Origin of the sequence: Pseudomonas taeanensis MS-3 (genome assembly GCF_000498575.2) — a bacterium.
Lineage (GTDB): Bacteria > Pseudomonadota > Gammaproteobacteria > Pseudomonadales > Pseudomonadaceae > Aquipseudomonas > Aquipseudomonas taeanensis.
In genome coordinates this window covers 1670308-1696429 of record NZ_AWSQ01000001.1, presented here as the reverse complement: position 1 = coordinate 1696429, position 26122 = coordinate 1670308, and the positions used below count along the sequence as shown (strand labels likewise).

Sequence of the window (26122 nt, the reverse complement as noted above, 5' to 3'; positions counted from 1 at the left end):
CCTTATTCGGATTAAACGAAGCGCGCGGTCACCGAGCCGAGGCCCTGGTAGCGCACGCTGATGTTGTCGCCCGGCGCCACCGGCACGGCGGCGGTGATGCCGCCGGTCATGATGAAGGTGCCGGCCGGGATGTGTTCGCCGCGCTCGGCCAGCAGGTTGGCCAGCATCGCCACGCTGGACAGCGGATGGCCGAGCACCGCGGCGCCGGCGCCGAGTTCCACCACTTCGCCGTTCTTCTCCATAACCACGCCGAGGGTGCGCAGGTCGACCTCCTCCAGGCTGGCCATGCGCCCACCGGTGATGAAGCGGGTCGAGGAGGCGTTGTCGGCGACCACGCTGATCAGGTCGAACTTGAAGTTCTCGTAGCGCGAGTCGATCACCTCGACGGTGGGGATCACGTAGTCGATCGCCGCGATCACGTCGCCGAGGTGGCAGCCCGGGCCGTGCAGTGGCGCCTTGGTCACCACCGAGATTTCCGCCTCGATCTTCGGGTGGATCAGCTGGGAGCAATCCACCACGCCGCCGTCCGGCACGCTGAAGTAGTCGGCGAGGAAGCCGTAGATCGGCGTTTCCACGCCCATCTGCGCCATCTTCGCCCAGGAGGTCAGGCCCATCTTCAGGCCGACGATCTTGTTGCCGCGGGTCTCCTTGCGCCGGCGGATTTCCCACTGCACGTCGTAGGCATCGGCGAAAGTCATCTCGGGGAAGTCGTTGGTCACCTTGCCGATGTCGTGGACATTCAGCTCGGCGTTTTCGATGTGCTCGGCCAGGGCCAGCACCTGTTCGCGGGTCAGGGTACGGTTCATGCGCTCACCTTCTGCTGCTGACGGGCCCGGGACATGTCCAGGGCCAGGTCTTCGATCATGTCTTCCTGGCCGCCGACGGTGCCGCGCCGGCCCAGTTCGACCAGGATGTCGCGGGCCGAGACGCCATACTTCTTCTCGGCGCGTTGGGCGAACAGCAGAAACGAGCTGTACACCCCGGCATAACCCAGGGTCAGGGCGTCGCGGTCGACGCGGATCGGCTGATCCATCATCGGCACCACCAGGTCCTCGGCGACGTCCATGATCTGGTACAGGTCGATGCCGGTCTCCACGCCCATGCGTTTGCACACCGCGACGAACACCTCCAGCGGCGTGTTGCCGGCACCGGCGCCGAGGCCGGCGACCGAGCCGTCGATGCGCGCGGCGCCGGCCTCGATCGCGGCCAGGGAGTTGGCGATGGCCATGCCCATGTTGTGGTGGCCGTGGAAGCCGACCTCGGTGNNGCGCCGTAGCTTTCCATCAGCTTGGCCTGCTCGAGAATTTTCTCGGCGCTGAGCATGTGCGCCATCATCAGGAAGCCGACAGTGTCGACCCCCAGCTTGCGCGCCATGCCGATGTGCTGCTCGGAGACATCGGCCTCGGTGCAGTGGGTGGCCACGCGGATGGTCGAGACGCCGCAGTCCAGGGCCATCTTCAGGTGGTCGACGGTGCCGATGCCGGGCAGCAGCAGGGCCGAGACCTTGGCCTGCTTGAGGTGCGGGATCACCGCGCGCAGGTACTCCTCGTCGCTGTGCGCCGGGAAGCCGTAGTTGATCGAACGGCCGCCGAGGCCGTCGCCGTGGGTGATCTCGATCAGCNNGTCGCGCATCATCAGCGGCGGCTCAGCCGGGTTGATGACGATGATCGCCTTGCCTTCCCGGGCGCCGCCGACCTGCTCGATGGCGCCGGCGGTGGTGCGGGTGAACTCGTCGATGTTCTTGCGCGTGCCCGGGCCGACCGAGCGCGAGGAGACGGTGGCGACGATCTCGGCGTAGGCCACCGGCTGCACGCGGGACACCGCGGCGACCATGGGGATGGTGGCCTGGCCGCCGCAGGTGACCATGTTGACGTTCATTTCCAGGCGGCCGACGTGCTGCTTGAGGTTGACCGGTGGCACGCAGTAGGGGCCGATGGCCGCCGGGGTCAGGTCGACCATCAGCACGCCCAGCGCGTTGAGCTTGCGGCTGTTTTCGGCATGCACATAGGCCGAGGTAGCGTCGAAGGCGATGCGGATGTCGTCGTCGAGTACGTGCGGCAGCAGGCCGTCGACGCCCTCAAAAGTGGTCTTCATGCCGAATTCGCGGGCGCGCGCCAGGCCGTCGGAGCTAGGGTCGATGCCGACCATCCACACCGGCTCGATCCACTCGGAACGGAGCATCTTCATCACCAGATCGGTACCGATATTGCCGGGGCCGATAATGGCCGCCTTGAGTTTCTTGCTCATGGGTTTGTCCTCTGCTCGATCAGGTGAAGCGTACGGAGGCGCTGCCGATGCCGCCGATCTCGACGCGCATGAAGTCGCCGGCCTTGACCGGCTCCAGGGGTACCAGCGAACCGGAGAGGATCACTTCACCGGCCTTCAGCGGAATGCCGAAGCGGCCCAGGGTGTTGGCCAGCCAGGCCACGCAATTGACCGGCGAACCCAGGGCCGCGGCGCCGGCGCCGGTGCTGAGCAACTGGCCGTTCTTCTCCACCAGCATGCCGCAGGTGACCAGGTCGACCTGGCGTGGCGACACCGCCGTGTCGCCGAGCACGAACAGGCCGCAGGAGGCGTTGTCCGCCACCGTGTCCTCGATCCTGATTTTCCAGTCGCGGATGCGCGAATCGACGATCTCGAAGCAGGGCATCACGCACTCGGTGGCGGCCAGCACGTCGGCGTTGGTCACCCCGGGGCCGATCAGGTCCTTCTTGAGGATGAAGGCGATCTCGCCCTCGGCCTTGGGCTGCATCAGCCGCTGGCTGATCGGCACGGCCTCGCCGCTGTTGAACACCATGGCGTCGGTCAGGTAACCGAAGTCCGGCTGATACACGCCCAGCATGTTCTGCACCGCCTTGCTGGTGACGCCGATCTTCTTGCCGATGATCTGCTCGCCGGCGGCCAGCCGGCGTTCGAGCATGCGCAGGGAGATGTGGTAGGCGTCGTCGATGCCGATGGCAAACCCGCGTTCGGTCAGCGGCGCAATCGCCTCACGGTTGAGCATCGCCTGGTACAGCTCGTCGCCGAGCTCGTTGATCATATTTTTTTCCATACCAGTTCCCCTTTGGTCGCGTCAGGCGCCGACTCACAATTTGATGCAGATATTCGACAGCTCGCTGTAGAACTCGAGCCCATGAACGCCGCCTTCGCGGCCGATACCCGATTGCTTGCTGCCACCGAAAGGCGTGCGTAGATCGCGCAGGAACCAGCTGTTCACCCAGCACAGGCCGACCTCAATCTGCGGGGCGACGCGGTGGGCACGTGAGAGGTTCTCGGTCCACAGCGCCGCGGCCAAGCCGTAGGGCGTGTCGTTGACCAGGCGGATAACTTCTTCTTCGCTATCGAACGGCCGGATGTGACAGCAGGGCCCGAATATTTCTTCGCGGACCACCGCGGAGTCTTCCGGCAATCCGGTCCAGATCGTCGGTTGCACCCACGCGCCACTGGCCAGCGCTTCCGGCATCTGCGGAACGCCGCCACCGGTCACCACGATGGCGCCAGCGGCGCGAGCCTTGTCGTAATAGGAGAGGACCTTGTCGCGGTGCTCGTGGCTGATCAGCGGGCCGAAGCTCACGCCCGACTCTTCCCACCAGCCCATGCGCAACTGTTCAGCGCCTTCCTTCAGGCGCTGGACGAAGGCCTCGAAAATCGGCCGCTCGACGTAGACCCGCTCAGTGCCCAGGCAAACCTGACCGCAGTTGGCGAAGGCCGAACGCATGGTGCCTTCGATCGCCTTGTCCAGATCGGCATCGGCAAACACCACCGCGGCATTCTTGCCTCCCAGCTCCAAGGACACTGGCAGCATGGCATCGGAGGCGACCTTCATGATCGCCGAGCCGGTGCGCGTCTCGCCGGTGAAGGTGATTCCATTAACGCCGGGGTGACGAGTCAGATACTCGCCGGCCGAGTCCGGTCCGAAACCGTGGACCACGTTGTAGACACCCTTGGGAATGCCGGCGGCGTTCATCACTTCGCCGAGCAGCGCAGCGGTGTGCGGTGTCTCTTCAGAGGGCTTGACCACCACGGTGTTGCCGCAGGCCAGTGCCGGGCCGACCTTCCAGGTCATCAGCAGCAGCGGCAGATTCCATGGCGCGATGACTGCGATAACCCCGCGCGGCCGGCGCAAGGCGTAGTTGAGGGCGCCGCTGCCATCCGGCGTGTCCATCTGGAAGCTCTCGCAGGGCACGTTCTTCACCAGGTCGGCGAAGACTTTGAAGTTGGCCGCGCCGCGCGGAATATCGATGTGTGCAGCCAGCGATTTTGGCTTGCCGGTGTCCAGACACTCGGCCTCAAGGAACTCGTCGAAGCGGGCATTGATACCGTCGGCCACCTTGTGCAGCAGCGCCATGCGCTCGGCCACGGGCATGCGCCCCCACTCACCGCCCAAAGCGTCACGGGCAGCGGTCACGGCGGCATCGATCTCGACCTGGCCGCCCTCGTGTACCTTCGCAATCACTTCGCCGTTAGCGGGATTGATATCCTCGAAAGTGTGACCGCTCTGCGAGGCAACATACTCGCCATTGATAAAGTGCTTGATCTCATGCATCACCAACTCCATTACCTACGCGCCTCGACTGGCTCCCAGACAGCAGTCAGAGAGCCCAGTACCAGCAAAAATCTCACTATGTGAAAATTAATTTTATTTATGAATTTTCTCGTCACGACCACATAGCTACCTACGTGATTGGTAGCTCCCGCTTGAATTCCATCTCACCTGCTACAAAGCCAAGCGCTTCAGACAGGAAGGCCGCTACCCCCCCTTTCTGCTCTTGGTTGCCCGCTTGTGAAATATAAACTTAGACATCTAAGTTAGATCTATAAGATACTTACTCCAGCAGACTGTCAAGCCCTTTCAAGCGGTGCATGGATGAGCGGCCGGAGTGTCATGGAGCGAACGCCACGGCTCAGACTGCTAATCGCCGCTCGCGTCGCGCATAGAACAGCACGCCAGAGGCCCCATAGCGCCTCAAACACTCTGGAGACCCACCCATGTACAACACCCGTCTCGACCAACTGACTGGGGTAATTCAGGAAAATGTACGAGCAGCCCTCGCCGAAGACATGGGCTATGGCGATATCACCGCACAGTTAATTCCAGCCGAAAAAATGGCAGATGCACGAGTGATCAGCCGTGAGAAGGCCGTCATCTGCGGGACTGCCTGGGCACATGAGGTTTTCCGCCAGATCGATCCTCGTGTAATGATCGAGTGGCATGTAACAGACGGCGAGCAGGTAGAACCCGGTGAGGAATTGCTCCGGGCAACGGGTCCTGCTAGAGCGTTGTTGAGCGCCGAGCGCACGGCGCTCAATTTCCTGCAACTCTTGTCCGGAGTGGCCACCCGCTGTGACTACTTTCACACCCTGATCGCAGATACCCCGGTGAAATTGCTCGATACTCGAAAAACGCTTCCCGGACTGCGGATGGCAGAGAAATACGCTGTCACCCGCGGCAGATGTCACAATCACCGTTTTGGCCTCTACGACGCCTTCCTGATAAAGGAAAACCATATCGCGGCCTGCGGCGGCATCGCCCAAGCAGTCGCCACTGCCAGGAAGCTATACCCGGGAAAACCGATTGAAGTAGAGGTGGAGACACTGGCTGAGCTGCAATTGGCGCTCACCACAGATACCGAGATGATCATGCTCGACAATCTGCGCCTTGAAGATATTCGCCGAGCCGTTGAAATCACCGCCGGCAGGGCCAAACTGGAAGCCTCGGGCGGAGTGACCGAAGCAACCCTGAGGGCCATCGCCGAAACCGGTGTGGATTACATCTCCCTTGGCACCATAACCAAAGACGTTACGGCTGTTGATCTATCGATGCGTTTGACGAGCTGACTGAAAGGGCACTCCTTCGCTTTCATGGAGCCCTGGGAACATCACTGACTTAATGCACCTCACTAGCCCGAAGAGCGTTGCAAGACTATCCGACTTGACCGACTGAGCAGGACTGGCTGGCAGTTCATCTAGATGTCTAACCTGAAAGGCTCTCACATACAGCATGGCCAGGAAGCACTACGCCCCAGGCTGAAGATGGATAATTCGAATGAAACAAAAAGACGACCACACAGCACATCCAGTATTACGCCACTGGCGCGAAGAGGTGCCTGATGACCGTCTGGCGCACCTAATCAGGGATGCTGCGCGAGTACTCACCAAGAGCATGCAGACCCGCCTCAGCGAACACTCCGTAAGCTTTGGGCACTGGGCATTTTTACGTGTGCTGTGGGTTACTGAAGGGCTGACTCAACGTGAGTTGAGCGATCAGGTGGGCCTCATGGAACCGACCACCTTCACCGCCCTCAAAGCCATGGAGGCACTGGGCCTGATAGAGCGCCGGTTCGAGGATGGCAACCGCAAGAAAGTGCACATCTACCTAACCCCTAAGGGCCGAGAACTGAAACATGTCCTGATCCCAATAGCCGAAGAACTTAACGAAATCGCAGTTCGAGGGCTATCCGAAAGCGAAATCAAAACCGTGCACCGGGCTATGCTGGCTATCATCCAAAACCTTGTCGAAGCAGGAGCAGTATGAATTTCCCTCCTGATTAGCAATGATCCTCAGCTACTACTGCCAGCGATCCTTCGCGAACGGACCGGAAGGTGGAAATTACGGGTTTACCCGCAGTTGTTTGGCACGGTGAGCCAGAAAATCGCCGTGCTGTGGTCCCCGGCCGACATGCGATGGCGTGGCCTGAGGTTCATTGCTAATCAGGGTGTACCTTGATTTAGCCTGCTTGCTGATGGCTGTTTGGCCTCTTAAGCCGAAGCAGGAAGTGATGGTGCATTCCGATCAAGGGCGTCAGCTCAACAGCTTCGATTGGCAGAGTTTCATGAAGGCCAGCAATCTGCTCGGCAACATGAGTCGGCGCCGTAATAGCCGTGACAACGCAGCGGCAGAAAGCTTCGGCATCTCTGCTGCGCCTGTCATGTAGTGGTCGGCCCCGGGATGGTCGGAATTGGCAGGGATGTCGCGACGCCTACCTATCGTCCCTCAGTGGAATTACCACGTCGTCAGCAATCCACAAACCAGTTGTAAAAACGATATCCTGCAAAACCCGACACCGCGCAGGTTACAAGGGTCAATAGAGGCCATTGCCCTTCAATGCTTAGCCACCACTGCACTTTGAACAAAAGCGCTCCCATCAAGACACAGGCCAGAATACCCAAAGCCAGACCAACCAACGCAAACAGCCGAGCCCCTAACCCTGGACTTCCGCCGTGCCAGTTCTCACTCATGCAAAAGGGACAGTGATTTGAAGAAGGCGAATAACCCCAGAAACCACGGCTATATGTCGCTCTCGGAACCATCGCTTTGCCACAGTTGTGACAGGTAACCAGTGAGTGTCTCATACCGCACCTCAGCTCAGATCGTCCTAGATGAGCCCATGGTGCGCTACCGCGAAAAAAACCCAACGGCATGACCCAACAGCTACCCAGCGCCCCGGCGCTGAGCTGGGTTCAAGCCCTGGTCGCCAGATAACCGATACCATACTGTACACGACCGACTCCATCTAATGCCCGCCGGTGGCTGACTAGCAGGCCGTTGAAAAATGCCGGAGACCGGGTGGCTCTGGCAAAATGGCTGCCATCCTCTTCTGCCGGACCTAGCCCAAGCCGATGCGTGGACTCGACCTCAAACAAAACGAGCTGTTCAGCTACACGACGCTGGAGCAGCGCATCCCGAACGATCATCCGCTACGTCCACTGCGCGAGCTGGTCGATGCCGTCCTGACGTCGATGGATCAGGAGTTCGACGGGCTGTACTCCACCCTGGGACGCGCCTCGATTGCGCCGGAGCGCTTGCTGCGCGCTTCGTTGTTGCAGGTGATCTACACCATTCGCTCCGAGCGGCAGTTGGTCGAGCAGATTGATTTCAACCTGCTGTTTCGCTGGTTCGTCGGCTTGTCGATGGACGAGCGCATGTGGGATCACTCGACCTTCAGCCAGAACCGCGAGCGGCTGTTCAATCAGGATGTAGCGCGGCTGTTCTTTCAGCGCATCAAGTCGCTGGACGAATGGTCCGAGTACGCCAGCGACGAGCATTTCAGCGTCGATGGCACGCTGATCGACGCCTGGGCCTCGCACAAGTCCGTCATCAAGAAGGACGGTGGCGAACCACCGGAGGATGGCACGCGCAACCCCGATGCCGACTTCAAGGGCGAAAAGCGCAGCAACGCGACCCACCAATCGACCACCGATCCCGAGGCCCGGCTGGCACGCAAGAGCAATGGCGATGCCAGTCGCCTGGCGCACATGGCGCACACGATGATGGAGCACCGCAACGGTCTGATCGTGGATGTGGAATGCACTGAGTTCAATGGACGTGCCGAGGTGGAGGCGGCCCTGGAGATGCTGGAGCGCACGGCCAAGCCGGGCAGCACGGTAGGCGCGGACAAGAATTACGACCAGAAACGTTTTGTGCAAAGGGCGCGCGAGCTGAAGGTGACACCGCATGTGGCGCAGAAGCGTAAGGGCAGCGCCATCGATGGGCGCACCACGCGGCATCCGGGGTACGCCGCCAGCCAGAAGATCCGCAAGCGAATCGAAGAAGGCTTTGGCTGGCTGAAGACGGGGGGCGGCCTGCGCAAGACCAAGCTGATCGGCCGGGCGAAGCTGAGTGCTCAGCTGCTGCTGGGCTTTTCGGTTTACAACCTGATCCGGTTGGGCAGCCTGTCGGGCTGGTGGCGGGGATCGCATGTATAGGGCGAGTTACGCCCAAAAAACGCCGAAAGGCGTAGAACCCGCGCGGGAATCGGCGAAAACGACCTGACATCAGGCCTTCTGAGCGGTTACGCCAGGTCTGAATGCTTGAAAAACGTCAAACCTGGCGGGTTGGGGCGGTTGGAGCTGAATTTTTCAACGGCCTGCTAGCCCTCGTCCTGTCGCAGAACGATAATTCAGGACGCCAGTTCAACTCCTTAAATAAGCCGTTCATCGAAAATACGTGGACGGGGGCACTTATGGGGGCACTTTCACATAGATCTCATAAAAAAATATTTTAAAACAACCACTTAGACATAATTCTTTAATCCCCCCGGCTCCACCAAATATCAGACTAAGCCTTTGATTTTAAAGGTTTAATCTAAATGGGGTTCAAACCACGTCTGGAAATTTCTCAGGAAATTCCACTGACGACGAGGTTGAACCCCATGCAACACCTAGCCCACTACCTGTACCGCGACAGCAACAACCAGCTGACCTTTCGGCTGATTCTTCCCCGCCTGCTTCAGCAGCGCTTCCCTTACGTCTCTCGCGAAATTCGCTGGTCACTCCACGGCATGAGCGTCGATGACGCCCGTGATCTGGCGCTGGATCTCGCTGAACGCATCCGCCAACTGCGCTTTCGCATCGGCGAAATCAAGACTGCCGAAGGCCTGCAGCAGGCACTGGCCGACATTCACGCGTCGATCAGACCGCTGAGCCAACAGGATCCCCACCCGCGCACCACGCCACACAGTTCGCAGATCGCATGCCCGCTACAGGACCTGAGCCTGGCTATCGGCCGTCAGCGCTATGAGCAACTGCGCCACATGCCCACCTTTCTACTACGCGAAGCGCAGCAGTTCACCCTACAAGTACCCCTCCCCGACCTGCTCGGCGCAGCCTACCCGTTGTTGCTGAAAACCCAGGTGTTCGAGCTGCACACGCTGAACCCCACAGAGGTACAGCAGCGCGCCCAGTTCATCCTGCAAGGGATGGCCGAGCTGGCCGCACAGCTGGAACAGCACCTGCACCGCAGTGAGTGGCTACCGCTGTACCAAGCCAGCTTCCAGCTGGAATCACTACGCCGTTACCTGCTGCCCGAGCACGGCCTGCATTTTCGGCACAACCCACGCTGGCTGGCACTTCGCCCACAAGATCTGCGCGACCGCGACCATGAGTTTCTGCGCCGCCTGGACAATCCCGCAGGTGCCCGTAACGCCCCACACCGCCTACACCCAACCCATGGAGAGCATCACCTGCTGGATGTGGATATGCCCGACCTGCTGCTGAGCCACTATCCCCAGTTGCCCGCTCGGCTGACGTTCGACCTGCACACCCACGACCTGCATGAAGCCGTGCTGAAGTCGGGTTTTGTACTGGAGCGCTTCGACTGGCTGTCGGGTCTCGTCCTGCAGGGACAGCAGTTCGGTAGCGGCATCCCCAGCCTCAATGAGCTGCGCATTCATGTCGAGGCCATCCGGGCACGCTTGCGACCTGACAGTGATACGCCGCTGCCACCCGGTCAGACACCCCCACCTGCACCGACACCGAATAGCGGTGACAACGGGATACTGTCCCCTGGCGGTCAGCACTCTGCTCCAGCCAATCCGCTGGGCGCAATGTTCGCCGGCGGCCTGACACCTCGCAGCGAGCAATCGCCGGAGGGCCAGTTGCCCATTCAGCAGTTGATGGAGCGCTACCGGCGCGACCAAGAGCTGACTGGGCAGTGGTCACACCAAGGCACTCGCTTTCTCAACTGCGCCCGACTGGAAGTCGTCTGTGAACTCCTGGGGCCGTTGCGCCCCATTAACACGGTGACGACGGAGGACTTTCGCAACCTGCGCACGGTGCTGATGATGTACCCACGCAACCGACGCCAACTCAACGAGCTCAACGGCATCCCAATTCATATCCTGCTCGAGCAGGGTGGCTATGAAGCGATTCATCCCAAAACCGCGAAGAAGTACTTCGACTTGGCGCGGGCGATGTTTCGCTTTGCCTATGAAAACGAGTGGATCGCCCGCGATATTGCCGGACCGATTCGCCTCAAGGAAAAAGCCCGAAAGCGCAGTGCCCGCGTACGACGAGCCTATACCCAGAGCGAACTGGAGCAGTTGTTCAACGGCCCGGTGTACACCACCGCAAAGGTGCCACGTTGGCGCATGGACGACTTTAAATTCTGGCTGCCGCTGCTCGGTTTGTTTACTGGCTCGCGGCTGAACGAGCTTTGCCAACTGACGATCGAGGATATCGTCCAGACGCCGGAAGGAACCTGGATGATGAGCCACAACCTCAATCACCCACACAAACTGCTGAAAAACAGCAGTAGCGCACGCGACATACCACTGCACTCAGTGCTGCTAGAGAAAGGCTTTCTCGACTTCGTTGCGCAACGCCGACAAGCAGCCACATCCACCAAAGAACTGTTGTTTCCGCAGATGCGCGCCGACATCCGCCGCGCGCATAGCCACACCGCATCACGCTGGTTTTGCGGTGACCCGCAGCGGGCGGGTTACTTGCAGCAATGCGGGTTTCCTCGCCTCAACGGCCTGAGCTTCCACTCGTTGCGGCATACCTTCATCAACCAGTTACGCCAGACAGGCGTAGATCAACCGCGCATTCAGGCGCTTACGGGACACAGTAATGAGTCCACAACCGCAGAGTACGGTGATGGCTACAGTACCGAGATTAAGCATCAGACCGTTGAAATGCTGCGTTTCAACCTCGGCCTCGGCCACATCAGTTTCGAGCACTACCAGGGGCTACAGAGGATCAGCCATCGGCCGGGACGACCAGCACGAACGGAAGAACAACGCCCACCAACTCGCAAGTCCATAGCGCTGGAAAATCACAATACCGGACTATTGATTGACTGGCTTAAACGCCAGGAAACCTAACCCCGAATTACCGGGCAACCACGTAAATAAAGTGCATCACCTACTAGCGGACTTACCCCCCATATTCTGCATTTAACGCAAAACCAGACAGGCGTCTTTCTGTTAAAACAGGGGAAAAACTTCGCATAACAACTGACAACCAAACAACGCCCCATCTCTCTACAACCCCCTGCAGCCGGAGGTTGTAGAGATTTCAACATATATTTAAACGGCAACTAAAAATAATATTCTTGACGAAGTTAAAACCAGCACTATATTCGGAATCAAGTTTGGCATAGCCCAAGCCTGGCCAATAGTAATGCTCCCTTCGGCCTACCTTCGGAGCAATTTTAGGAGTTTCAATGCAATGCACTAATATTCTGACACTAACAGTCCCGCAGCACCCTGGATTCAACTCGGCAATAATTGCTTTCCAGCTTCAAAGCTTGCTCAACGACCCTGGGCAGCTTAGCACCCTACTTGAGCGCATTCCGAACCCGCCCACCTCGTCCCCCGATCTATCCATGTCGATCCAAATGGCAGCAGACAAGATGATCTGGGATTACACGGTCAAAGGGACCTGGAAGCATGGCACTGCTTACAAGTATGCATCCCAGCTAAGACAGATCGTTGAGTTTCTTGGAAAGGATCGATTGGTTCATTCGCTAAATTTGGCCGACCTTACGAACCTGCAAGAGACCCTTAGCAAGAAAAAGAAGAACACCCGAGCGCTGGTACCGCTAGATGAACTCGACCTGATCAATACGGGGGTCGAGGAAATCGTTCGCGGCGAAACGGCTCACCGCTATTTCAACCTGCTCAAGCAGTTCATGACGTACTGTGCGCACAAAAAGTGGGTGATCAAACTACCACTTAACGAAGTAATGCTGCCCCCTCTATCCAAACAGCAACGCCACTACAAGACATTTTCCCCTCTTGAGCTTCAGGGTGTATTTCATAGTCGAATTTACACGACACAGGCTACAGAAAATTTCAGATGGACCCCTTTCAGCTACTGCTTCTGGCTGCCATTGCTCGGCGCTTTCACGGGGGCCCGGCCTGGAGAATTGTGCCAACTCTATGCGGGTGACATCTTTAAGTCCGCTGGGGTTTGGGTTATACGGATTACCGATGAAGGGCCAGATCAACGGCTTAAAACTGTCTTCAGCGCCCGGGAAATCCCAATCCACCCCACACTTGTTGATATAGGGTTTCTGGATTTTGTGGCAATGCGGCAGAAGGAAGGTGGACGCTATCGCCCTCTCTTTCCCGAGCTGCCTTACGACAAAAAACACGGATTCGCACGCACCGCATCGCGCTGGTTTAGCGGGCAAGGTGCTAACGATCATGGCTATCTACCAGAGTGTGGCTTTTACAAAGGCATGGGTGCCTGTCTTTATAGCTTCCGCCACACGTTCGTTAACACCCTGCGCAACGGGGTTGGCGCGCAAGAGCTGATGATCAAGATGCTGGTGGGTCACGGCACTAACGATGACACGACCACAAATTATGGCGAAGAGCTTTCGCTACCTCGACGGCAGGAGACAATCGCGAAGGTAAATTTCGATGTCGACCTCTCTCATATCTCATGGGAAAACTATCAGAAACTCCAGCAGCGTAAGCCGCACTGCCATAAAGAGAAACGCCGAGCCCCCGATCCACGGCGCCGTTGATCAACCCGCCTCGTTCAATATTCACTTGGACGAGGCGGTTCCCCGCGGACCGTCCGCTTTTCCTTCAGCGATTCCGCACCACCCTCGGTCGTCGCTTCCAAAATCAGTGCCGGTACAGCCCCCAGGGTTCTCGATCTATCCACCTCCCCCTTCAAGTGCCTCAGCTGATTCGAAAGCTGCGTCCCCATTGAATTGCTGTCGAAGCTGATACCTCTGCAAACTCGAAGCTGCTCATCAGACCAGCAGTCAAATCCCGGTAAGGGAAACGACACACTGCCGATATGCGCCCGAACACTCGCGTCGAGCCCAACCTGTATCTGCTCCGCCAGGCTGTCCATGACCTGACGACTCTCACAGCCATAATTCACATGCACGAACGCCTGCGTAATACCGCCTGAGGCGAACTGAATGGTTGGTGTGACGCCCTGCGCGGCAAGCCTTTCGAAGTCCAGGGCAGTTACCCCTTGAAGGTGTAGCCAACTGCCCGGAGATGTCAGCTGCAAATCAACGTTGCACCCCTGACTGTTGAGAACCTGCAAATTTGACCAACTCGGCGCAACCTGGGCGTGGTGCGTCAGCTCCCCTAGCGGAGCTTTGCTTGGCATACCGAAAACGATACTCCACCGGGTAAAACGGCGATTCAATGCCCACAGCATATCCATTAGCTGCCGCCATTCTTCGATGCTCTGCACCGACTGCACACCCTGTCGCAGTAAAGCGGCCTGGCCCAAACGAGAAGCACGGAGCAAGGTCGGAGTGGAGGACAGGTGCGAGCTCAGTCCACCTGGCCCGACCTCGGCGCTAAAGACAGGCTTTTGAGCTCTGTCATCAAGGTATGCAGCTCGCCCATCTCTGCTCGCATTTTGCTGAGTTCTTCCCGCATCATCGAACGCATCTCCTTCATCAGCACCTGATTTTCCAGCGCCAGCGAGGTCATTGCCTGGAGCAGGGGATACATCGTCTCGGCCAACTCTTCGCTCGTTGAGACTTTCGCTTGCCGCATCGCGTCCAGCTTCACTGCCAATGCCAGTGACAGCTCCTCCGTTAGGTGTTGCACTTGCTGCTGTGTCTTTTCCTCGGCCAGTTTTAACTTGCTCATTTATCCACCATTCCAATCGATTTCTATCTGCCTCTGTTGGCTCATAGCCCACCGCCGAGATTCCGCGAAGCGACAACTCAAACCACATCCTTCTCCGAAACGCCTCTGATCCTGTTACGCCGACACGCTTCAAGCCTCGCTGCAGGGATCGCTCTGCCATCGCTTCGTACACAGCTGAATGGGCCGATCTTGCCACGCACATCTTGGGTGCCTCGACAAATGCGGTTCGCGTCGGCTTGTTTCGCCAGACCCAGTCAATGCGCTGGTCACCCCGCGGTTTCGCAATAAACCGACGAATTTTCGGTAACGGCTCCGATAGAGGTAGTACTGGGGTTTCAACTGACTCGTCAAACTGAACCGCTCCGTCTACGAGTGGCTTCTCCTCGACAAATGGACGAAGCAGGTGAAGGTGCTGCGATGCGGCAAAGTTGAGCTGTTTGGAAAGAGCCCCCCACGAATAAGCTTTGCCGAGATCGCTCCCTTTCATGGGCAAACCATCTCCTATTCGAAAAGAGATGCCCGAAACTCGGCCTGTACTGGCGATATTGGGGATAGGCGTAACACCTGCACTCACCAAGCGATGCATAAAAGTGGGAAAAGACGGCTTGCCTGCTAATGCAACATCAAGCAGCTGCTGCAACAACATGCGGTCAGACGGCATTCCAGTACGAATGGCCATGTTCAACTCATTCCTGGTCGGCGATTTTTTTCTGGCAGGTACTCCGCCGGGTCGACCCACCGTCACTTGGTACAAACCATATTTGACTTCTAAGCGAGCGGCGGCCGACTCCCATTGCCGAAAATCTATCCTTGGGTTCCAGATCCGCCCACCCTGCTCGACAACAGAAAATGCGATGTGCACATGCAGGTGTGCTTTGTCGCCGTGCACCACATAAAGTACCTGACGCTCGCCGGGGGCAACCTCTGCCATGGCCTCTTTAGCCAGAGCAATAGCTTGCTCTGCGGTTAGCTGATCAGCAGCGTGCTCATCATTACCCGGGAAAAAACTCATTACCGAATGAACGAAATAGTCCTGCGGTGGCTTCTTCCCACGACGCTCCTGAGCAGTGAAACTCCATAGCCGTTCAGACCATTGCTTTGCGTAGCTGATTGGGCTTTCGCCTGGCAGCATTGGTAGCGCATTCAGCGACTCATGTCGCAGAACGCGCTCGTTCGACTTTCCTTGCCGGGACAGCAAGTACCTGATCAGATTACGCAAATGCCGCTTCGAGCGATGCTTGCGAACCTTAAAGATCATCAGACAAGCCTCGTAGAAAGCGCAGCTCGGCTGCGATTTCACGCAAGGCGGAGTCGTCCACCAGCATTCCGCTATTAGCCCAATAAGCCAGCTGATTGAGGTTGTTGCCAATACGGGACAACTGGCTGATCGATTCAGCATCCCAAACGGATCGCGGCGGGATGATTTCACGATCTAGAGCCGCCCTGACCAGCCAATCGGCAACGCTGAGTTGGAGATCGCTCGCTTTGGCGAAGATCAATTGCTTGTCGCTGGGGGTTATTCGGAGGCAAAGCCTCGCTGTTTTTCTGTCCATAATGAGCACCTTGTTATTATTTTTATGTCAATGCTATTGACGTATTAAATACGTCTTTTCTTTTTCAAGCGAAGCGCAGAAAAAGCGAGCCGCGTTGGGAGAAACGAAGTGACGTACAACGCCTTTGCTCGCAAATTCGCCCTTCGATAAAAAGTATCTCACAGGAAAATCCGACAAAAACGTCGTCGAGGAAACTCGGTCGTTATGGATGGAAAGTCGGTATTACCAGTGTTTTTTGCCGACGAACGGTCAATTACCCATAACTAGAGTCCCGCCCAATTCGGCCTTTTCTTTCCAAATTTGGATCACTAGATTCCGTTTGCGGCCTCGCGTTTCCGATTTCGGATCAGCGAAGCCGAACTGCGCTCGTCTAGCCGAAATGGGCTCTTGCGTACCGCAATCGGAAAGTAGATTCCTGTTTGGGCAGCGGCTTTCCGACCCTAGAAGTCGAAACCGCTACCCCATTAAGACACCTGGGACTGAAAAATCATGGATCAAATCTTTGAAAATCACTTCTGCACTCACTATCCCGAAATTTTTCCATCCAGTGGAAATCAGACCGCACCCTATTTTGGCCTCGAGTGCAGAAACGGCTGGTTCGAGTTGCTCGATGCAACTTGCACGCTCATTCAGCAGCACCAGCAGGAGCAACACTGCGCTCCGTTAGTAGCAGCGCAGGTCAAAGAAAAATTCGGCACGCTCCGCTTTTATTACAGAGGTGGCGATGACTACATCGGCCGCCTGATTGACCTGGCAGAATACTTGTCGCAATCCATCTGTGATGTATGTGGAAAACCCGGTCAGACGCTAGAGCGAAATAAATGGTTGCGTACACGGTGCCCCTCCCATGCAGTAGAGCTAGGCCAACCAGCAACAACAGTCGCTGCCCCCACAGAATCGCCATCACAATTCGCTGACGTTATTGCGGCAGCACTGCATCTCTTTGATCTTGACGCAGCCGCAGCTGCTCGATGGCTTACAAACACCAACAGCGCGCTATCCCAATCCCCACTCGCCAGCGCGATATCGGCAGGCAACTACCAGCAAGTCGTCACTTTGATTGGACGAATTGAGCATGGCGTAGGTCGGTAGCCTCACCCTCGCCATAACAGTTCAAGGGCAAGGGTTCATCTGCGAAGAATAGGCTGCTCATTTACGTTGGGCGACCTGTCTGTAAGGTATAGCCTGGCCATTGGTGCAAGAGCGTGTCCACGACACTTATCCGCGGCAGGTGACAGGGGGGATTACCGGGCGAGCTATTGCGGCCCACCAATCCAAGGGTCCTGCTGATAACAGGGTCGACCACTGGAAGCTGGACGAGGATTGGAAGCTTCTCCATCGACATTGCCAGACTGGGTAGCCAGGGGTTCTCCCCCATTTCCAAAGTTGGATGCATAGTCTCCCAGTTCGGCCCTGCATTTCCGACTTCGGAACGGCGCAACCAAATCAGGCCGAGCAATACCCTTTTGGGTAAAAGCAAGCCGAACTCGCTGATGAGAAACCTAATTTGGAAGGGCGATGCCGAATGGTTCATCTACACAGACAAAGAGTCATCAGCGAGGAGATAAGATCAGTGTCGATCAGTCCTGTAGCGACTCCACACCCATCTCGTCCCACACTTCCTCTGCTAGGTGGAAGGTCGCGTTGGCTGCCGGAATGCCGCAGTAGATCGCGCTTTGCATCAGCACTTCCTTGATCTCGGCGCGGGTCACGCCGTTGTTCTTCGCCGCTTTGAGGTGCAGGCGCAGTTCGCCTTCGCGGTTCATGCCTATCAACATGGCGATGGTGATCAGGCTGCGGGTGTGGCGCGACAGACCGGGGCGGGTCCAGATATCACCCCAGGCATGCCGGGTGATCATTTCCTGGAACTCCGCATTGAACGGCGTCAAATGTTGCAGGCTGCGGTCGACATGAGCATCGCCAAGTACTGCGCGGCGTACCTGCATGCCGGCTTCGTAGCGTTGTTTCTCGTCCATTTCGAGCTCCGGGTAATTAATAGGTGGTGCGCATGGCACACCCTACGGACGTTGCGTGGGGCGCCGAAGGGTGTGCCACGCGCACCAAAACATTTCAGGCGCGCAGGAAGTCCAGCACGCGGCGGGTGAACAATTCTCCGGCCTCGACGTTGGATAGGTGCGCGGCGTGCAACTCGACCAGCTCGGCACCCCGGATGCGCTCCTGCATGAAACGGCCGTGCTCCGGGGTGGTCACCGCATCGGCCGTACCGCAGACGATCAGGGTCGGCGCTTGGATGCTGCCGACCTGTTCACGGAAGTCGGCATCACGTACCGCTGCGCAGTTGGCTGCATAGCCCTGCGGCGAGGTGGCGGCGAGCATGTCGACCACCGGCTCGACTTTGACCTGCTCGGCCGCGGCAAATCCCGCAGTGAACCAGCGCGAAATCGAGGCATCGCGCAGCGTCAGCATGGCCGCCTGGCCGTCGCGCAGCACGGTCTCGATGCGCGGGTTCCACACCTCCGGACTGCCGATCTTCGCCGCGGTATTGCACAGCACCAGGCGCTGGATACGCGCCGGTGCGTTGATCGCCAGCCACTGACCGATCAGGCCACCCATGGACAGGCCGCAGAACGCGGCGCGCTCGATATCCAGCGCGTCCAGCAAAGCCAGCACGTCGCGGCCATTTTGCTCGATGCTGTAGCTGCCCTCGGTCACCAGCGACTGGCCATGGCCACGGGTGTCGTAGCGCAGTACGCGGAAATGTTCGACGAAGGCCGGGATCTGCGCGTCCCACATATGCAAATCGGTACCCAGCGAATTAGACAGCACCAGCACTGGCGCATCCACGGGGCCTTCAAGACTGTAATAAAGATCGCCGCCGGCGAGTTGTACGGCAGACATGCAAAAACTCCTAATTCGAAAAATTCTGGTGTTCGGCCACAGCCCGCTCGACCCAGCGGCGTGCCTGGCCCAGGTACAGAGCCGGATCGAGCAGGCGATCAATCTCTTCGGCTGACAGCTGTGCGTTGACCTCGGCATTGCTACCAAGTACCTGACGCAGATGCACACCTTCAAGCACGGCCTGCTTGCAGCACTGTTCGAGCAGATGGTGGGCGGCATCGCGGCCGATGCGCTGGGCCAGGGCGATGCTCACCGCCTCGGCCAGCACCAAGCCCTGAGTCAGGTCGAGGTTGGCGCGCATGCGTGCGGCATCCACTTCCAATCCTGGCACCAGCAGGAGGGCCTGCTGCAGTGCGCCGGAGACTAGGCAACAGAGCTCAGGCAGGGTGTCCCATTCGGCGTGCCATAACCCGAGGCTGCGTTCGTGCTCCTGCGGCATTGCGCTAAACATCGTTGCAACAAGACCGGGCGCGCGGGTAGCAGCGCCGATCAGCACAGCGGCGCTGACCGGATTGCGCTTGTGCGGCATGGTAGAGGAACCTCCCCTGCCCGGCGCAGCCGGTTCGAAAACTTCAGCAGCCTCGGTCTGCATCAGCAGGCTGATGTCGCGGCCAAACTTACCCAGGCTACCGGAGATCAGGCCAAGCAGGCTGGCGAACTCCACCAGGCGGTCGCGCTGGGTGTGCCAGGGCTGCTCCGGCAGTTGCAGATCGAGTTCGCGAGCCAGGGCTTCGCTCACTGGCCAGGCCTGCTCGCCAAGCGCTGCCAGGCTGCCGGAAGCGCCACCGAACTGCAGCACCAGCAGGCGCGGCTTGAGCTCGGCCAGGCGCTGGCGATTGCGAGTAATCGCGCCGAGCACGCCGGCCAGCTTCATCCCCAGGGTCACCGGAGTGGCGTGTTGCAGCCAGGTGCGCCCGGCCAGCGGGGTATCGGCATGGCGCTCAGCCTGCACGGCCAGGGCCGCCGCCAATTGCGCCAGATCCTGCTCCAGCAGTGCGATGGCCGCCCGCAGCTGCAGGATCAGCCCACTGTCCATGGCGTCCTGACTGGTCGCACCGAGATGCACGTAGCGTTCAGCCTCAGTGCTCTGCGCCGCGACCTGTCGACCCAGCGCCTTTACCAGCGGGATGGCCGAGTTACCGGCTGTGACAATGGCCTGGGCCAGCGCGGCAAAATCATAGCCTTCGGCGTGGCAGGCGTTGACGATAAATGGCACCGCCGCCTGCGGAATCAGCCCACTGCTCGCCTCGGCTCGCGCCAGGGCGGCCTCGAAATCCAGCATGCCCTGCACCCGGCCGTGATCGGAAAAGATCGCACGCATGGCCGGCTGGGTGAAATAGGCGTCGAAGAGTTGGTTGCTCGGGCGGTTCAAACCGATGCTCCAGTAAGTAGGACGATGATTTGTTGTATAGCAGTGCATGCCGCACGACTAGTATTTGCATGAGCGAGCCCGCCTGACGACCGGGTTTCCGATACCCCAATGATCGCAGACGAGCCGGTGATGCAAACCTCACGCGGTGCTCTTGGCAATCTAGAGCGCCAAGTGTTCATACACGTTCAATGGCCAGCCGGCGCACTAAAAGTCAAAGAACACCGTCTCGCCTTCGCCCTGGATGCGCATGTCGAAGCGGTAGGCAGTCTTGCCGTCAATTTCGCAGCGCTTGGCAATCAGGGTGGCACGGCGCTCTGGCTGCTCGATCAAGTTGAGCACCGGATCCTGAGTATTCGCCTCAGATTCATCGTCGAAATACAGGCGGGTCTGCAGGTGAATGTTAATCCCGCGGGCGAATAGGCTGATGTTGACGTGCGGTGCCATCGGCACCCCGGCCGCATTCTTAACCACACCCGGCTTGACCGTCTGCACATTCCACTCGCTGCCGGAATCGAAGGTGGTGGCGGTACGCCCGAAGCTGTTGAAGGATTTCTCCACATCGAACGCGTGGTCGAACTCGCCCTTGTGGTCAACCTGCCAAAGCTCCAAGAAGGAGTCGCGCACCAGATGTCCGTTACCATCGAAGACCTGGCCGATCAAAGTGATGTGCTCACCCGCCGCGCTAGGCTTGGCCATCTGGTTCCAGACTTCCTGCTCGCGGCTCGGGTTGCCGGCGACGGCCAGGGCCAAGCCGATATGCACGAATGGGCCAGCGGTTTGCGAAGGGGTTTCCGGCAGCAGTTGGGTAGGCATGTTCGGTTCCTCCTCAGCGGTTCTCAAAATGGGTATGACGTTGCCCGCGCAACACGATATCGAAGCGGTAGGCCAGGCAGTCCATGGGGTTAGCCGCACTCATGTCGAGCTTGGCGATCAGCATCTGCACCGCATCCGGGTTGGCGATCGACTCGACGATCGGACACATCGGAATCAACGGGTCGCCCTCGAAGTACAGCTGGGTGATCAGGCGGGTAGAGATCGACGGGCCACTGATGGAGACGTGAATATGCGCCGGACGCCAGTCATTCGGGCCGTTGCGCCAGGGATAAGGCCCGGGCTTTATGGTGCGGAAGCTGTAATTGCCTTGGCTATCGGTCAATGTGCGGCCGACGCCTCCGAAGTTGGGGTCGAGCGGCGCCAGATAGCGGTCGTTCTTGTGCCGATAGCGCCCGCCGGCGTTGGCCTGCCACATCTCCACTAGGGTATGCGCAATCGGCTTGCCGTACTGATCCATGACCCGCCCGGCAACGATGATGCGCTCGCCGATCGGCAGGCCACCGTTATTGAAGTTGAGCAGCAGGTCGTTGTCATACTGCCCCATCTTCAGGTGCGAGAAGTCCGGACCACTGGTTTCCGAGATCGACTGAGGGATGCTCACCAGCGCCTGGCGCGGCGAGCGGGCAATGGAGGTCTTGTAGTCTGGAGTGAAGGCCTTGGGGTGCCAGTTACGGTCGCGAATGACGAAGCGGCTATGTTCCGCGTCAGACATGTCGATCTCCTCTAGTTGGAATGGATGCCGCGGCCTGCAGGCTCAGGCATAGCAACCAGTCTCAATTAGAATCACAAGGCTGAAAATTGAATATATCGCTCACATCCATAACCATTTAGTTATGGATGTGAGCGATACTCAGCTGCCGCCGAGCGCAAGGTCTCGCAACACCACTGCGCCGCCAACGAAAGTGCCGCCGTAGGATTACTGCAAATACCCACCGAGCCACCAGGCTCCTGCAGACCAATATTCAACTCAATCAACTCACTACGCACCAGATCCTGGCGCACGGCATCTTGCGGCGCGATCCACACCGCATCGCTGCACTGCACATAACGCCGACTGAGGGCGACCGATAGTGTTTCCAAGCGCTGCTGCGGCATGACGACACCACATTGCACGTAGAGACTATCGGCAGAGCGGCGAATAGTGGTTCCGGCCAGCGGTAGCACCACAGGATATTCGCCGAGGCGGCTGCGGTCACGTAGATCGACCTGCAACAAAGGGTGGCCGGGACGAACCACCAGAACCATCGACTCACTGTACAAGTGCTCGAAGCTCAGCCCCTCGATCTGCGGGCTGTCGGTCATGCGTCCGACCACCAGATCCAGCGCACCGACGCGCAGCTGATCGAGCAGATGCGCGCTAGGCCCGGTGACCACACTGACCACCAGAGCCGCGTGCTGCTGATGCAGGCGGCGCACCACATCAGGCAGCAGTGAGCTTTCCACGGTCGACAGCACGCCCAGGCGCACGACCCCAGACTCGTGCTCGCCGCTGTGCAGGCTGCGCACACCCTCGCGCAGGGCCTGCACACTCGATCCGGCATAACGTAGGAAAGCCAGCCCGGCAGCGGTCGGCGTGACGCCCTGCTTACTGCGCTCGAATAGGCGGGCAGCAAGAATTTCCTCTAGCTCCTTGAGCGTCTTCGACACCGCCGGCTGGCTGATCGCCAAGCCCACGGCGGCGCGCGCCAGACTGCCTTGGCGCGCGACTTCGAGAAAGCACAGCAGGTGGCGGAACTTAATGCGGTTGTCGATGTTCATGCAGCTCTCTGGCTCATCGTTTCAGGCGAAAGGCTTTGGGCGTCAGCCCGCTGCCACGTTTGAAAAACCGGGAAAAATAGGCGGGCTCGGAAAAACCCAGGCTATCCGATACCTGATTGACGCTCATCGCGGTGTAGACCAGGCAGCGCTTGGCTTCGAGCAACAGGCGCTGGTTGATCAGCTGCAAGGCCGATTGCCCGGCTAGGCGCCGACACAGGGCATTCAGGTGAGCTGCGCTGATGCCCAGTTCCGCGGCGTAGTGTTCGATGGGGCGGTGCTCGCGGAAATGCGATTCCAGCAAGCGGGTAAAGCGCTGCAGGTGATCGCGACCACGGTCCGGGCTCTGCGCCTCGGCATGCTTCAGAGCCAGTGAGCGGCGCCCGACCCACACCAGCAAGGCGCTGATCAGCGATTGCAGCATCAGCTCGCGCCCCGGCTGCTGCTCGCTGTACTCCACGGAGATGGAGTCGAACAGCGCATCCAGGTAACGCTGCTGCTCGCCCACCGGGTAGCAGGCGGCGCGCGTCAGCGGCAGGCTGTCGAGCACCGTACCGAGCTGCTCCACCAGCGGCAGGGCCAAGCTCAACACGTGACCCTGGATGTCCTGGGAAAAACGGAAACCATGCACGCTGAGCGCCGGCACCACCTGCAGGGATGGCTCCTGCACACGGTTGACCACGCCCTCTACTTCCAACTCGGCGCTGCCACCCTGCACGTACAGCAATTGCACCAGATCGCCATGTCGATGCGGCTTGATCTCCCACTCGTGCTGACGACTGCGTTCGGGAATCGACTCGCAATGGATCAGGTCCGGCGTCGGCCAGGCAGCCGTCTCGCCGTACAGCTTGAACACAGGCACTGCCACGACAGGGGCTTTACTCATCGGGCAGAACCCTCGAAAAGTCCATAAAGATAATCGAATAGTGCCTTCAAAACCGTGGTTAATCCACCAAAAATACAGATGAACCAATCAAGGCCCAGCGACAGCAATTGCCGCTGCCGATACCCCGAGGACAATAACAATGAAAACCCAAGTCGCCATCATCGGTGCAGGCCCGTCCGGTCTCCTGCTCGGCCAGTTGCTGCACAAGGCCGGTATCGACAACATCATCATAGAACGCCAGAGCCCCGACTATGTGCTCAGCCGCATCCGTGCCGGCGTGCTGGAACAGGGCATGGTCGACCTGCTGCGCGAGGCCGGCGTGAGTGAACGCATGGACCGCGAAGGGCTGGTGCATGACGGCTTCGAACTGGCCTTCGACGGCCGCCGCGAACGCATCGACTTGCGCGAGCTCACCGGCGGCAAGACCGTGATGATCTACGGTCAGACCGAAGTCACCCGCGACCTGATGGACGCGCGCCAGGCCAGCGGCGGCATCACCCTTTACAACGTGACTGACGCACAACTGCACGAGCTCAAGGGCGAGCGGCCGCATGTCAGCTTCACCCATAACGGCGAAGCGGTGCGCCTGGACTGCGAGCACATCGCCGGCTGCGATGGCTTCCACGGCGTATCACGTCAGTCGATTCCGCAAGGCGTTCTCAAGGAATTCGAACGGGTCTACCCGTTCGGCTGGCTGGGCGTACTGGCCGACACTCCGCCGGTCAACGAGGAGCTGATCTACGCCTACCATGAACGTGGCTTCGCCCTGTGCAGCATGCGCTCACCGACTCGTACCCGTTATTACGTGCAGGTCGGCAGTGATGAGCAGGTCGAGGACTGGTCCGACGAACGCTTCTGGAACGAACTGAAAAGTCGCCTTCCGGCCGAAACCGCCGCGCGCCTGATCACCGGCCCATCCATCGAGAAGAGCATCGCACCGCTGCGCAGCTACGTGGTCGAGCCCATGCAATACGGCCACTTGTTCCTAGTTGGCGATGCCGCACACATCGTTCCACCAACCGGCGCCAAGGGCCTGAACCTCGCTGCCAGCGATGTCAGCACGCTGTACCGCATCCTACTCCAGGTCTACCGCGAAGGCCGCAGCGATCTCCTGGAGCGCTATTCGACAGTGTGTCTGAAGCGCATCTGGAAGGCCGAACGCTTTTCCTGGTGGATGACCTCGATGCTGCACAAGTTTCCCGACACGGACGCCTTCAGCCAGCGCATGCAGCAGACCGAGCTGGACTATTTCGTCGGATCTGAAGCCGGGCGCAAGACCATTGCGGAAAACTACGTCGGACTGCCCTACGAAGCCATCGAGTAAGTTTATCCGGCTCCCTGCAGTAGCAATGCTCTGGGCGTTTTTTACAGAAGGCAAAGCTTTCGCAACGCAAATTGAGTGCATCCCAAGGTTCGCCACAGCAATATGAACCTAGCTGTTGCTGCTCGGTGTGTCCGATATCGGTTGTGGATTCAACCGGTCGAGGGATTGGCCGGCGCGGCGGGACAACATGAAGGGGGGCATGACAATACCATAGTGCTCATTGGGTCGGTCATGCGAGCTTCGTGTCCGGCTGGACCAGTATGGCGGTATTTTCGCCTGTTCGCTCCCTAGCCAACTGTGCCGAGAGCTTGCGACGAGCCTGAATAGCCGCCTGATCAGTCTGCGCGATGATTTCCGGGTAATTCTGGTGTCGAGAGTCGCGCACGATGTTGCGGTGAACCGCCTGGATGATCGCCTTGTCTTCGGCAAAACCGGTGTCAGTCAACGTCTTGCAGTGCTCGAGCAGCTCCGGACTCATGTCAGGGATATCGAATCCGCCGAACCACATGTATCTGAAGCGAGTAGGCGTTTCAGACGTTGTAACGTGGATAACTCGGAAGCGGAAGAGTGACCGCGCACCCGGCACCGGGCTTGGATCTTCGATGTCCAGTGCAGCAACGTTCAGTGCCGGGGATACATAGGTGCCATAGTTGGCGCGGTTGACCTTTTTTCCATACCGATCCCCGTCACCTGAGCGAACATCGGCGGCAAGGTGCCACCGATGAACTCCTGGTGATACGTTACCGTCAAGTCGGTCTGGGTCACTTTTGGCGCGTCAACACAGTCGAGGATCTTAAAACTCGTTGCGTGGACGTAGCCGAAATGGGTCAGGTCCAGTACGTTCTCTTTGAGCAGCATGTAGTTGCCTTCGACAAGAGTCTCTCCGCTCCAGGAACTGAACGCCGGATCAGCCGGCCACTCGGCGTCGCTGGAAGGAGGACCGTCATCGGCCTTGGCCGGGTCGCCCATCCACACCCAGACGAATGGAGGTCGCTCAACCACCGGATAGGAATGGACCCGACAGCCCCTGGGTATTCGTGCCTGGGAAGGAATGCGAACACAGGTACCTTCCGTGTCGAAGGTGAACCCGTGATAACCGCATTGGATGTTGTCGCAACCCACCAGCTGTCGAAGGGATAGTTGGGCTCGACGATCTGCTGTCCGCCGGTGGCCGCAACGTGGTTG

21 protein-coding genes and 3 pseudogenes are annotated in these 26122 nt (G+C 58.9%); 8 read left to right on the top strand and 16 right to left on the bottom strand.

The features are described from left to right. Positions 1 to 11: 11 nt before the first annotated feature. The 5 genes and pseudogenes from dmpH to TMS3_RS07405 form a co-directional block, all read right to left on the bottom strand. A complete protein-coding gene (gene dmpH / locus TMS3_RS07425; RefSeq protein ID WP_025164630.1) occupies positions 12 to 806 on the bottom strand; it encodes a 2-oxo-3-hexenedioate decarboxylase in 795 nt (264 codons plus the stop codon). After that, positions 803 to 1620: pseudogene (locus TMS3_RS07420) on the bottom strand (4-hydroxy-2-oxovalerate aldolase); the annotation flags it as partial. The gene dmpH and the pseudogene TMS3_RS07420, both read right to left, overlap by 4 nt. Then, positions 1618 to 2247 (bottom strand): annotated as a pseudogene (locus tag TMS3_RS25445) (acetaldehyde dehydrogenase (acetylating)); the annotation flags it as partial. The pseudogenes TMS3_RS25445 and TMS3_RS07420, both read right to left, overlap by 3 nt. Positions 2248 to 2266: 19 nt before the next feature. After that, positions 2267 to 3052 carry a 2-oxopent-4-enoate hydratase gene (dmpE, locus tag TMS3_RS07410; RefSeq protein WP_025164627.1) on the bottom strand — a complete coding sequence of 262 codons (786 nt, stop codon included), beginning with the start codon at positions 3050 to 3052 and terminating at the stop codon, positions 2267 to 2269. Between the two features lie 33 nt (positions 3053 to 3085). Then, positions 3086 to 4546, bottom strand: coding sequence for a 2-hydroxymuconic semialdehyde dehydrogenase (locus TMS3_RS07405; RefSeq protein WP_025164626.1), 1461 nt, complete (start codon positions 4544 to 4546; stop codon positions 3086 to 3088). Between the two features lie 443 nt (positions 4547 to 4989). On the opposite strand from TMS3_RS07405, the gene nadC reads away from it, so the two are divergent. The 6 genes and pseudogenes from nadC (at position 4990) to TMS3_RS07380 (ending at position 13255) form a co-directional block, all read left to right on the top strand. Next, entirely contained in the window at positions 4990 to 5838 is an 849-nt protein-coding gene (nadC, locus tag TMS3_RS07400) for a carboxylating nicotinate-nucleotide diphosphorylase (RefSeq protein ID WP_025164625.1), read from the top strand. Between the two features lie 208 nt (positions 5839 to 6046). Further along, on the top strand, positions 6047 to 6535 hold the full coding sequence (locus TMS3_RS07395) for a MarR family winged helix-turn-helix transcriptional regulator (RefSeq protein WP_025164624.1): 489 nt from the start codon (positions 6047 to 6049) through the stop codon (positions 6533 to 6535). Between the two features lie 187 nt (positions 6536 to 6722). Next, positions 6723 to 6908: pseudogene (locus TMS3_RS25320) on the top strand (IS3 family transposase); the annotation flags it as partial. A 712-nt stretch (positions 6909 to 7620) separates the two neighbouring features. Next, entirely contained in the window at positions 7621 to 8706 is a 1086-nt protein-coding gene (locus TMS3_RS07390; RefSeq protein ID WP_025164623.1) for an IS5 family transposase, read from the top strand. A gap of 446 nt (positions 8707 to 9152) precedes the next feature. Continuing rightward, on the top strand, positions 9153 to 11603 hold the full coding sequence (locus TMS3_RS07385; protein ID WP_025164622.1) for a site-specific integrase: 2451 nt from the start codon (positions 9153 to 9155) through the stop codon (positions 11601 to 11603). Between the two features lie 341 nt (positions 11604 to 11944). After that, on the top strand, positions 11945 to 13255 hold the full coding sequence (locus TMS3_RS07380; RefSeq protein WP_025164621.1) for a site-specific integrase: 1311 nt from the start codon (positions 11945 to 11947) through the stop codon (positions 13253 to 13255). 14 nt (positions 13256 to 13269) lie between these two features. On the opposite strand, the gene TMS3_RS24555 is transcribed toward TMS3_RS07380, so the two are convergent. Together TMS3_RS24555 and TMS3_RS07365 are read right to left on the bottom strand one after the other, a co-directional pair. Continuing rightward, positions 13270 to 15612 carry a relaxase/mobilization nuclease domain-containing protein gene (locus tag TMS3_RS24555; protein WP_083491716.1) on the bottom strand — a complete coding sequence of 781 codons (2343 nt, stop codon included), beginning with the start codon at positions 15610 to 15612 and terminating at the stop codon, positions 13270 to 13272. After that, positions 15602 to 15907: a plasmid mobilization protein gene (locus TMS3_RS07365; protein WP_025164618.1), complete on the bottom strand. Its 306-nt coding sequence runs from the start codon at positions 15905 to 15907 to the stop codon at positions 15602 to 15604. The genes TMS3_RS24555 and TMS3_RS07365 overlap by 11 nt, the downstream gene beginning before the upstream one ends. 489 nt (positions 15908 to 16396) lie before the next feature. Here TMS3_RS07365 and TMS3_RS24550 point away from each other — a divergent pair, with 489 nt between their 5' ends. Further along, the gene (locus tag TMS3_RS24550) at positions 16397 to 16999 is read left to right on the top strand and encodes an antitoxin Xre/MbcA/ParS toxin-binding domain-containing protein (RefSeq protein WP_083491715.1); all 603 of its coding nucleotides are present in this window, start codon (positions 16397 to 16399) and stop codon (positions 16997 to 16999) included. A gap of 488 nt (positions 17000 to 17487) precedes the next feature. Here the strand turns inward: TMS3_RS24550 and pcaC are convergent, their stop codons facing one another. From pcaC to TMS3_RS26150, 7 genes are all read right to left on the bottom strand, one after another. Further along, positions 17488 to 17883: a 4-carboxymuconolactone decarboxylase gene (pcaC, locus tag TMS3_RS07360; protein WP_025164617.1), complete on the bottom strand. Its 396-nt coding sequence runs from the start codon at positions 17881 to 17883 to the stop codon at positions 17488 to 17490. 94 nt (positions 17884 to 17977) lie between these two features. Beyond that, the gene (gene pcaD / locus TMS3_RS07355) at positions 17978 to 18766 is read right to left on the bottom strand and encodes a 3-oxoadipate enol-lactonase (protein WP_025164616.1); all 789 of its coding nucleotides are present in this window, start codon (positions 18764 to 18766) and stop codon (positions 17978 to 17980) included. 10 nt (positions 18767 to 18776) lie between these two features. After that, positions 18777 to 20138, bottom strand: a complete 1362-nt coding sequence (locus TMS3_RS07350; RefSeq protein WP_025164615.1) for a 3-carboxy-cis,cis-muconate cycloisomerase — start codon at positions 20136 to 20138, stop codon at positions 18777 to 18779. Positions 20139 to 20342: 204 nt separating this feature from the next. After that, the gene (pcaG, locus tag TMS3_RS07345) at positions 20343 to 20951 is read right to left on the bottom strand and encodes a protocatechuate 3,4-dioxygenase subunit alpha (RefSeq protein ID WP_025164614.1); all 609 of its coding nucleotides are present in this window, start codon (positions 20949 to 20951) and stop codon (positions 20343 to 20345) included. Between the two features lie 13 nt (positions 20952 to 20964). Then, on the bottom strand, positions 20965 to 21684 hold the full coding sequence (pcaH, locus tag TMS3_RS07340) for a protocatechuate 3,4-dioxygenase subunit beta (RefSeq protein WP_025164613.1): 720 nt from the start codon (positions 21682 to 21684) through the stop codon (positions 20965 to 20967). Positions 21685 to 21803: 119 nt separating this feature from the next. Beyond that, positions 21804 to 22730 (bottom strand): pca operon transcription factor PcaQ, encoded by a 927-nt coding sequence (gene pcaQ / locus TMS3_RS07335; RefSeq protein WP_025164612.1) that lies wholly within the window; start codon positions 22728 to 22730, stop codon positions 21804 to 21806. A gap of 13 nt (positions 22731 to 22743) precedes the next feature. Then, positions 22744 to 23613: a helix-turn-helix domain-containing protein gene (locus TMS3_RS26150; protein ID WP_025164611.1), complete on the bottom strand. Its 870-nt coding sequence runs from the start codon at positions 23611 to 23613 to the stop codon at positions 22744 to 22746. A gap of 139 nt (positions 23614 to 23752) precedes the next feature. Between TMS3_RS26150 and pobA the strand changes: the two genes are divergently transcribed. Further along, positions 23753 to 24937: a 4-hydroxybenzoate 3-monooxygenase gene (gene pobA / locus TMS3_RS07325; protein ID WP_025164610.1), complete on the top strand. Its 1185-nt coding sequence runs from the start codon at positions 23753 to 23755 to the stop codon at positions 24935 to 24937. 229 nt (positions 24938 to 25166) lie between these two features. Here the strand turns inward: pobA and TMS3_RS25750 are convergent, their stop codons facing one another. Both TMS3_RS25750 and TMS3_RS25745 read right to left on the bottom strand, forming a co-directional pair. Beyond that, complete coding sequence (locus TMS3_RS25750) at positions 25167 to 25562, bottom strand: hypothetical protein (protein WP_268788210.1); 396 nt, start codon at positions 25560 to 25562, stop codon at positions 25167 to 25169. Further along, positions 25559 to 25906, bottom strand: coding sequence for a hypothetical protein (locus tag TMS3_RS25745; RefSeq protein ID WP_025164608.1), 348 nt, complete (start codon positions 25904 to 25906; stop codon positions 25559 to 25561). The genes TMS3_RS25750 and TMS3_RS25745 overlap by 4 nt, the downstream gene beginning before the upstream one ends. Between the last annotated feature and the right edge of the window lie 216 nt (positions 25907 to 26122).

What these genes read in the sequence shown, in the direction of transcription:
- dmpH (WP_025164630.1), bottom strand. Translation starts at nt 806, where the DNA reads ATGAACCGTACCCTGACCCGCGAACAGGTGCTGGCCCTGGCCGAGCAC.
- dmpE (WP_025164627.1), bottom strand. Translation starts at nt 3,052, where the DNA reads ATGGAAAAAAATATGATCAACGAGCTCGGCGACGAGCTGTACCAGGCG.
- TMS3_RS07405 (WP_025164626.1), bottom strand. Translation starts at nt 4,546, where the DNA reads ATGCATGAGATCAAGCACTTTATCAATGGCGAGTATGTTGCCTCGCAG.
- nadC (WP_025164625.1), top strand. Translation starts at nt 4,990, where the DNA reads ATGTACAACACCCGTCTCGACCAACTGACTGGGGTAATTCAGGAAAAT.
- TMS3_RS07395 (WP_025164624.1), top strand. Translation starts at nt 6,047, where the DNA reads ATGAAACAAAAAGACGACCACACAGCACATCCAGTATTACGCCACTGG.
- TMS3_RS07390 (WP_025164623.1), top strand. Translation starts at nt 7,621, where the DNA reads ATGCGTGGACTCGACCTCAAACAAAACGAGCTGTTCAGCTACACGACG.
- TMS3_RS07385 (WP_025164622.1), top strand. Translation starts at nt 9,153, where the DNA reads ATGCAACACCTAGCCCACTACCTGTACCGCGACAGCAACAACCAGCTG.
- TMS3_RS07380 (WP_025164621.1), top strand. Translation starts at nt 11,945, where the DNA reads ATGCAATGCACTAATATTCTGACACTAACAGTCCCGCAGCACCCTGGA.
- TMS3_RS24555 (WP_083491716.1), bottom strand. Translation starts at nt 15,612, where the DNA reads ATGATCTTTAAGGTTCGCAAGCATCGCTCGAAGCGGCATTTGCGTAAT.
- TMS3_RS07365 (WP_025164618.1), bottom strand. Translation starts at nt 15,907, where the DNA reads ATGGACAGAAAAACAGCGAGGCTTTGCCTCCGAATAACCCCCAGCGAC.
- TMS3_RS24550 (WP_083491715.1), top strand. Translation starts at nt 16,397, where the DNA reads ATGGATCAAATCTTTGAAAATCACTTCTGCACTCACTATCCCGAAATT.
- pcaC (WP_025164617.1), bottom strand. Translation starts at nt 17,883, where the DNA reads ATGGACGAGAAACAACGCTACGAAGCCGGCATGCAGGTACGCCGCGCA.
- pcaD (WP_025164616.1), bottom strand. Translation starts at nt 18,766, where the DNA reads ATGTCTGCCGTACAACTCGCCGGCGGCGATCTTTATTACAGTCTTGAA.
- pcaG (WP_025164614.1), bottom strand. Translation starts at nt 20,951, where the DNA reads ATGCCTACCCAACTGCTGCCGGAAACCCCTTCGCAAACCGCTGGCCCA.
- pcaH (WP_025164613.1), bottom strand. Translation starts at nt 21,684, where the DNA reads ATGTCTGACGCGGAACATAGCCGCTTCGTCATTCGCGACCGTAACTGG.
- pcaQ (WP_025164612.1), bottom strand. Translation starts at nt 22,730, where the DNA reads ATGAACATCGACAACCGCATTAAGTTCCGCCACCTGCTGTGCTTTCTC.
- TMS3_RS26150 (WP_025164611.1), bottom strand. Translation starts at nt 23,613, where the DNA reads ATGAGTAAAGCCCCTGTCGTGGCAGTGCCTGTGTTCAAGCTGTACGGC.
- pobA (WP_025164610.1), top strand. Translation starts at nt 23,753, where the DNA reads ATGAAAACCCAAGTCGCCATCATCGGTGCAGGCCCGTCCGGTCTCCTG.
- TMS3_RS25745 (WP_025164608.1), bottom strand. Translation starts at nt 25,906, where the DNA reads ATGGGCGACCCGGCCAAGGCCGATGACGGTCCTCCTTCCAGCGACGCC.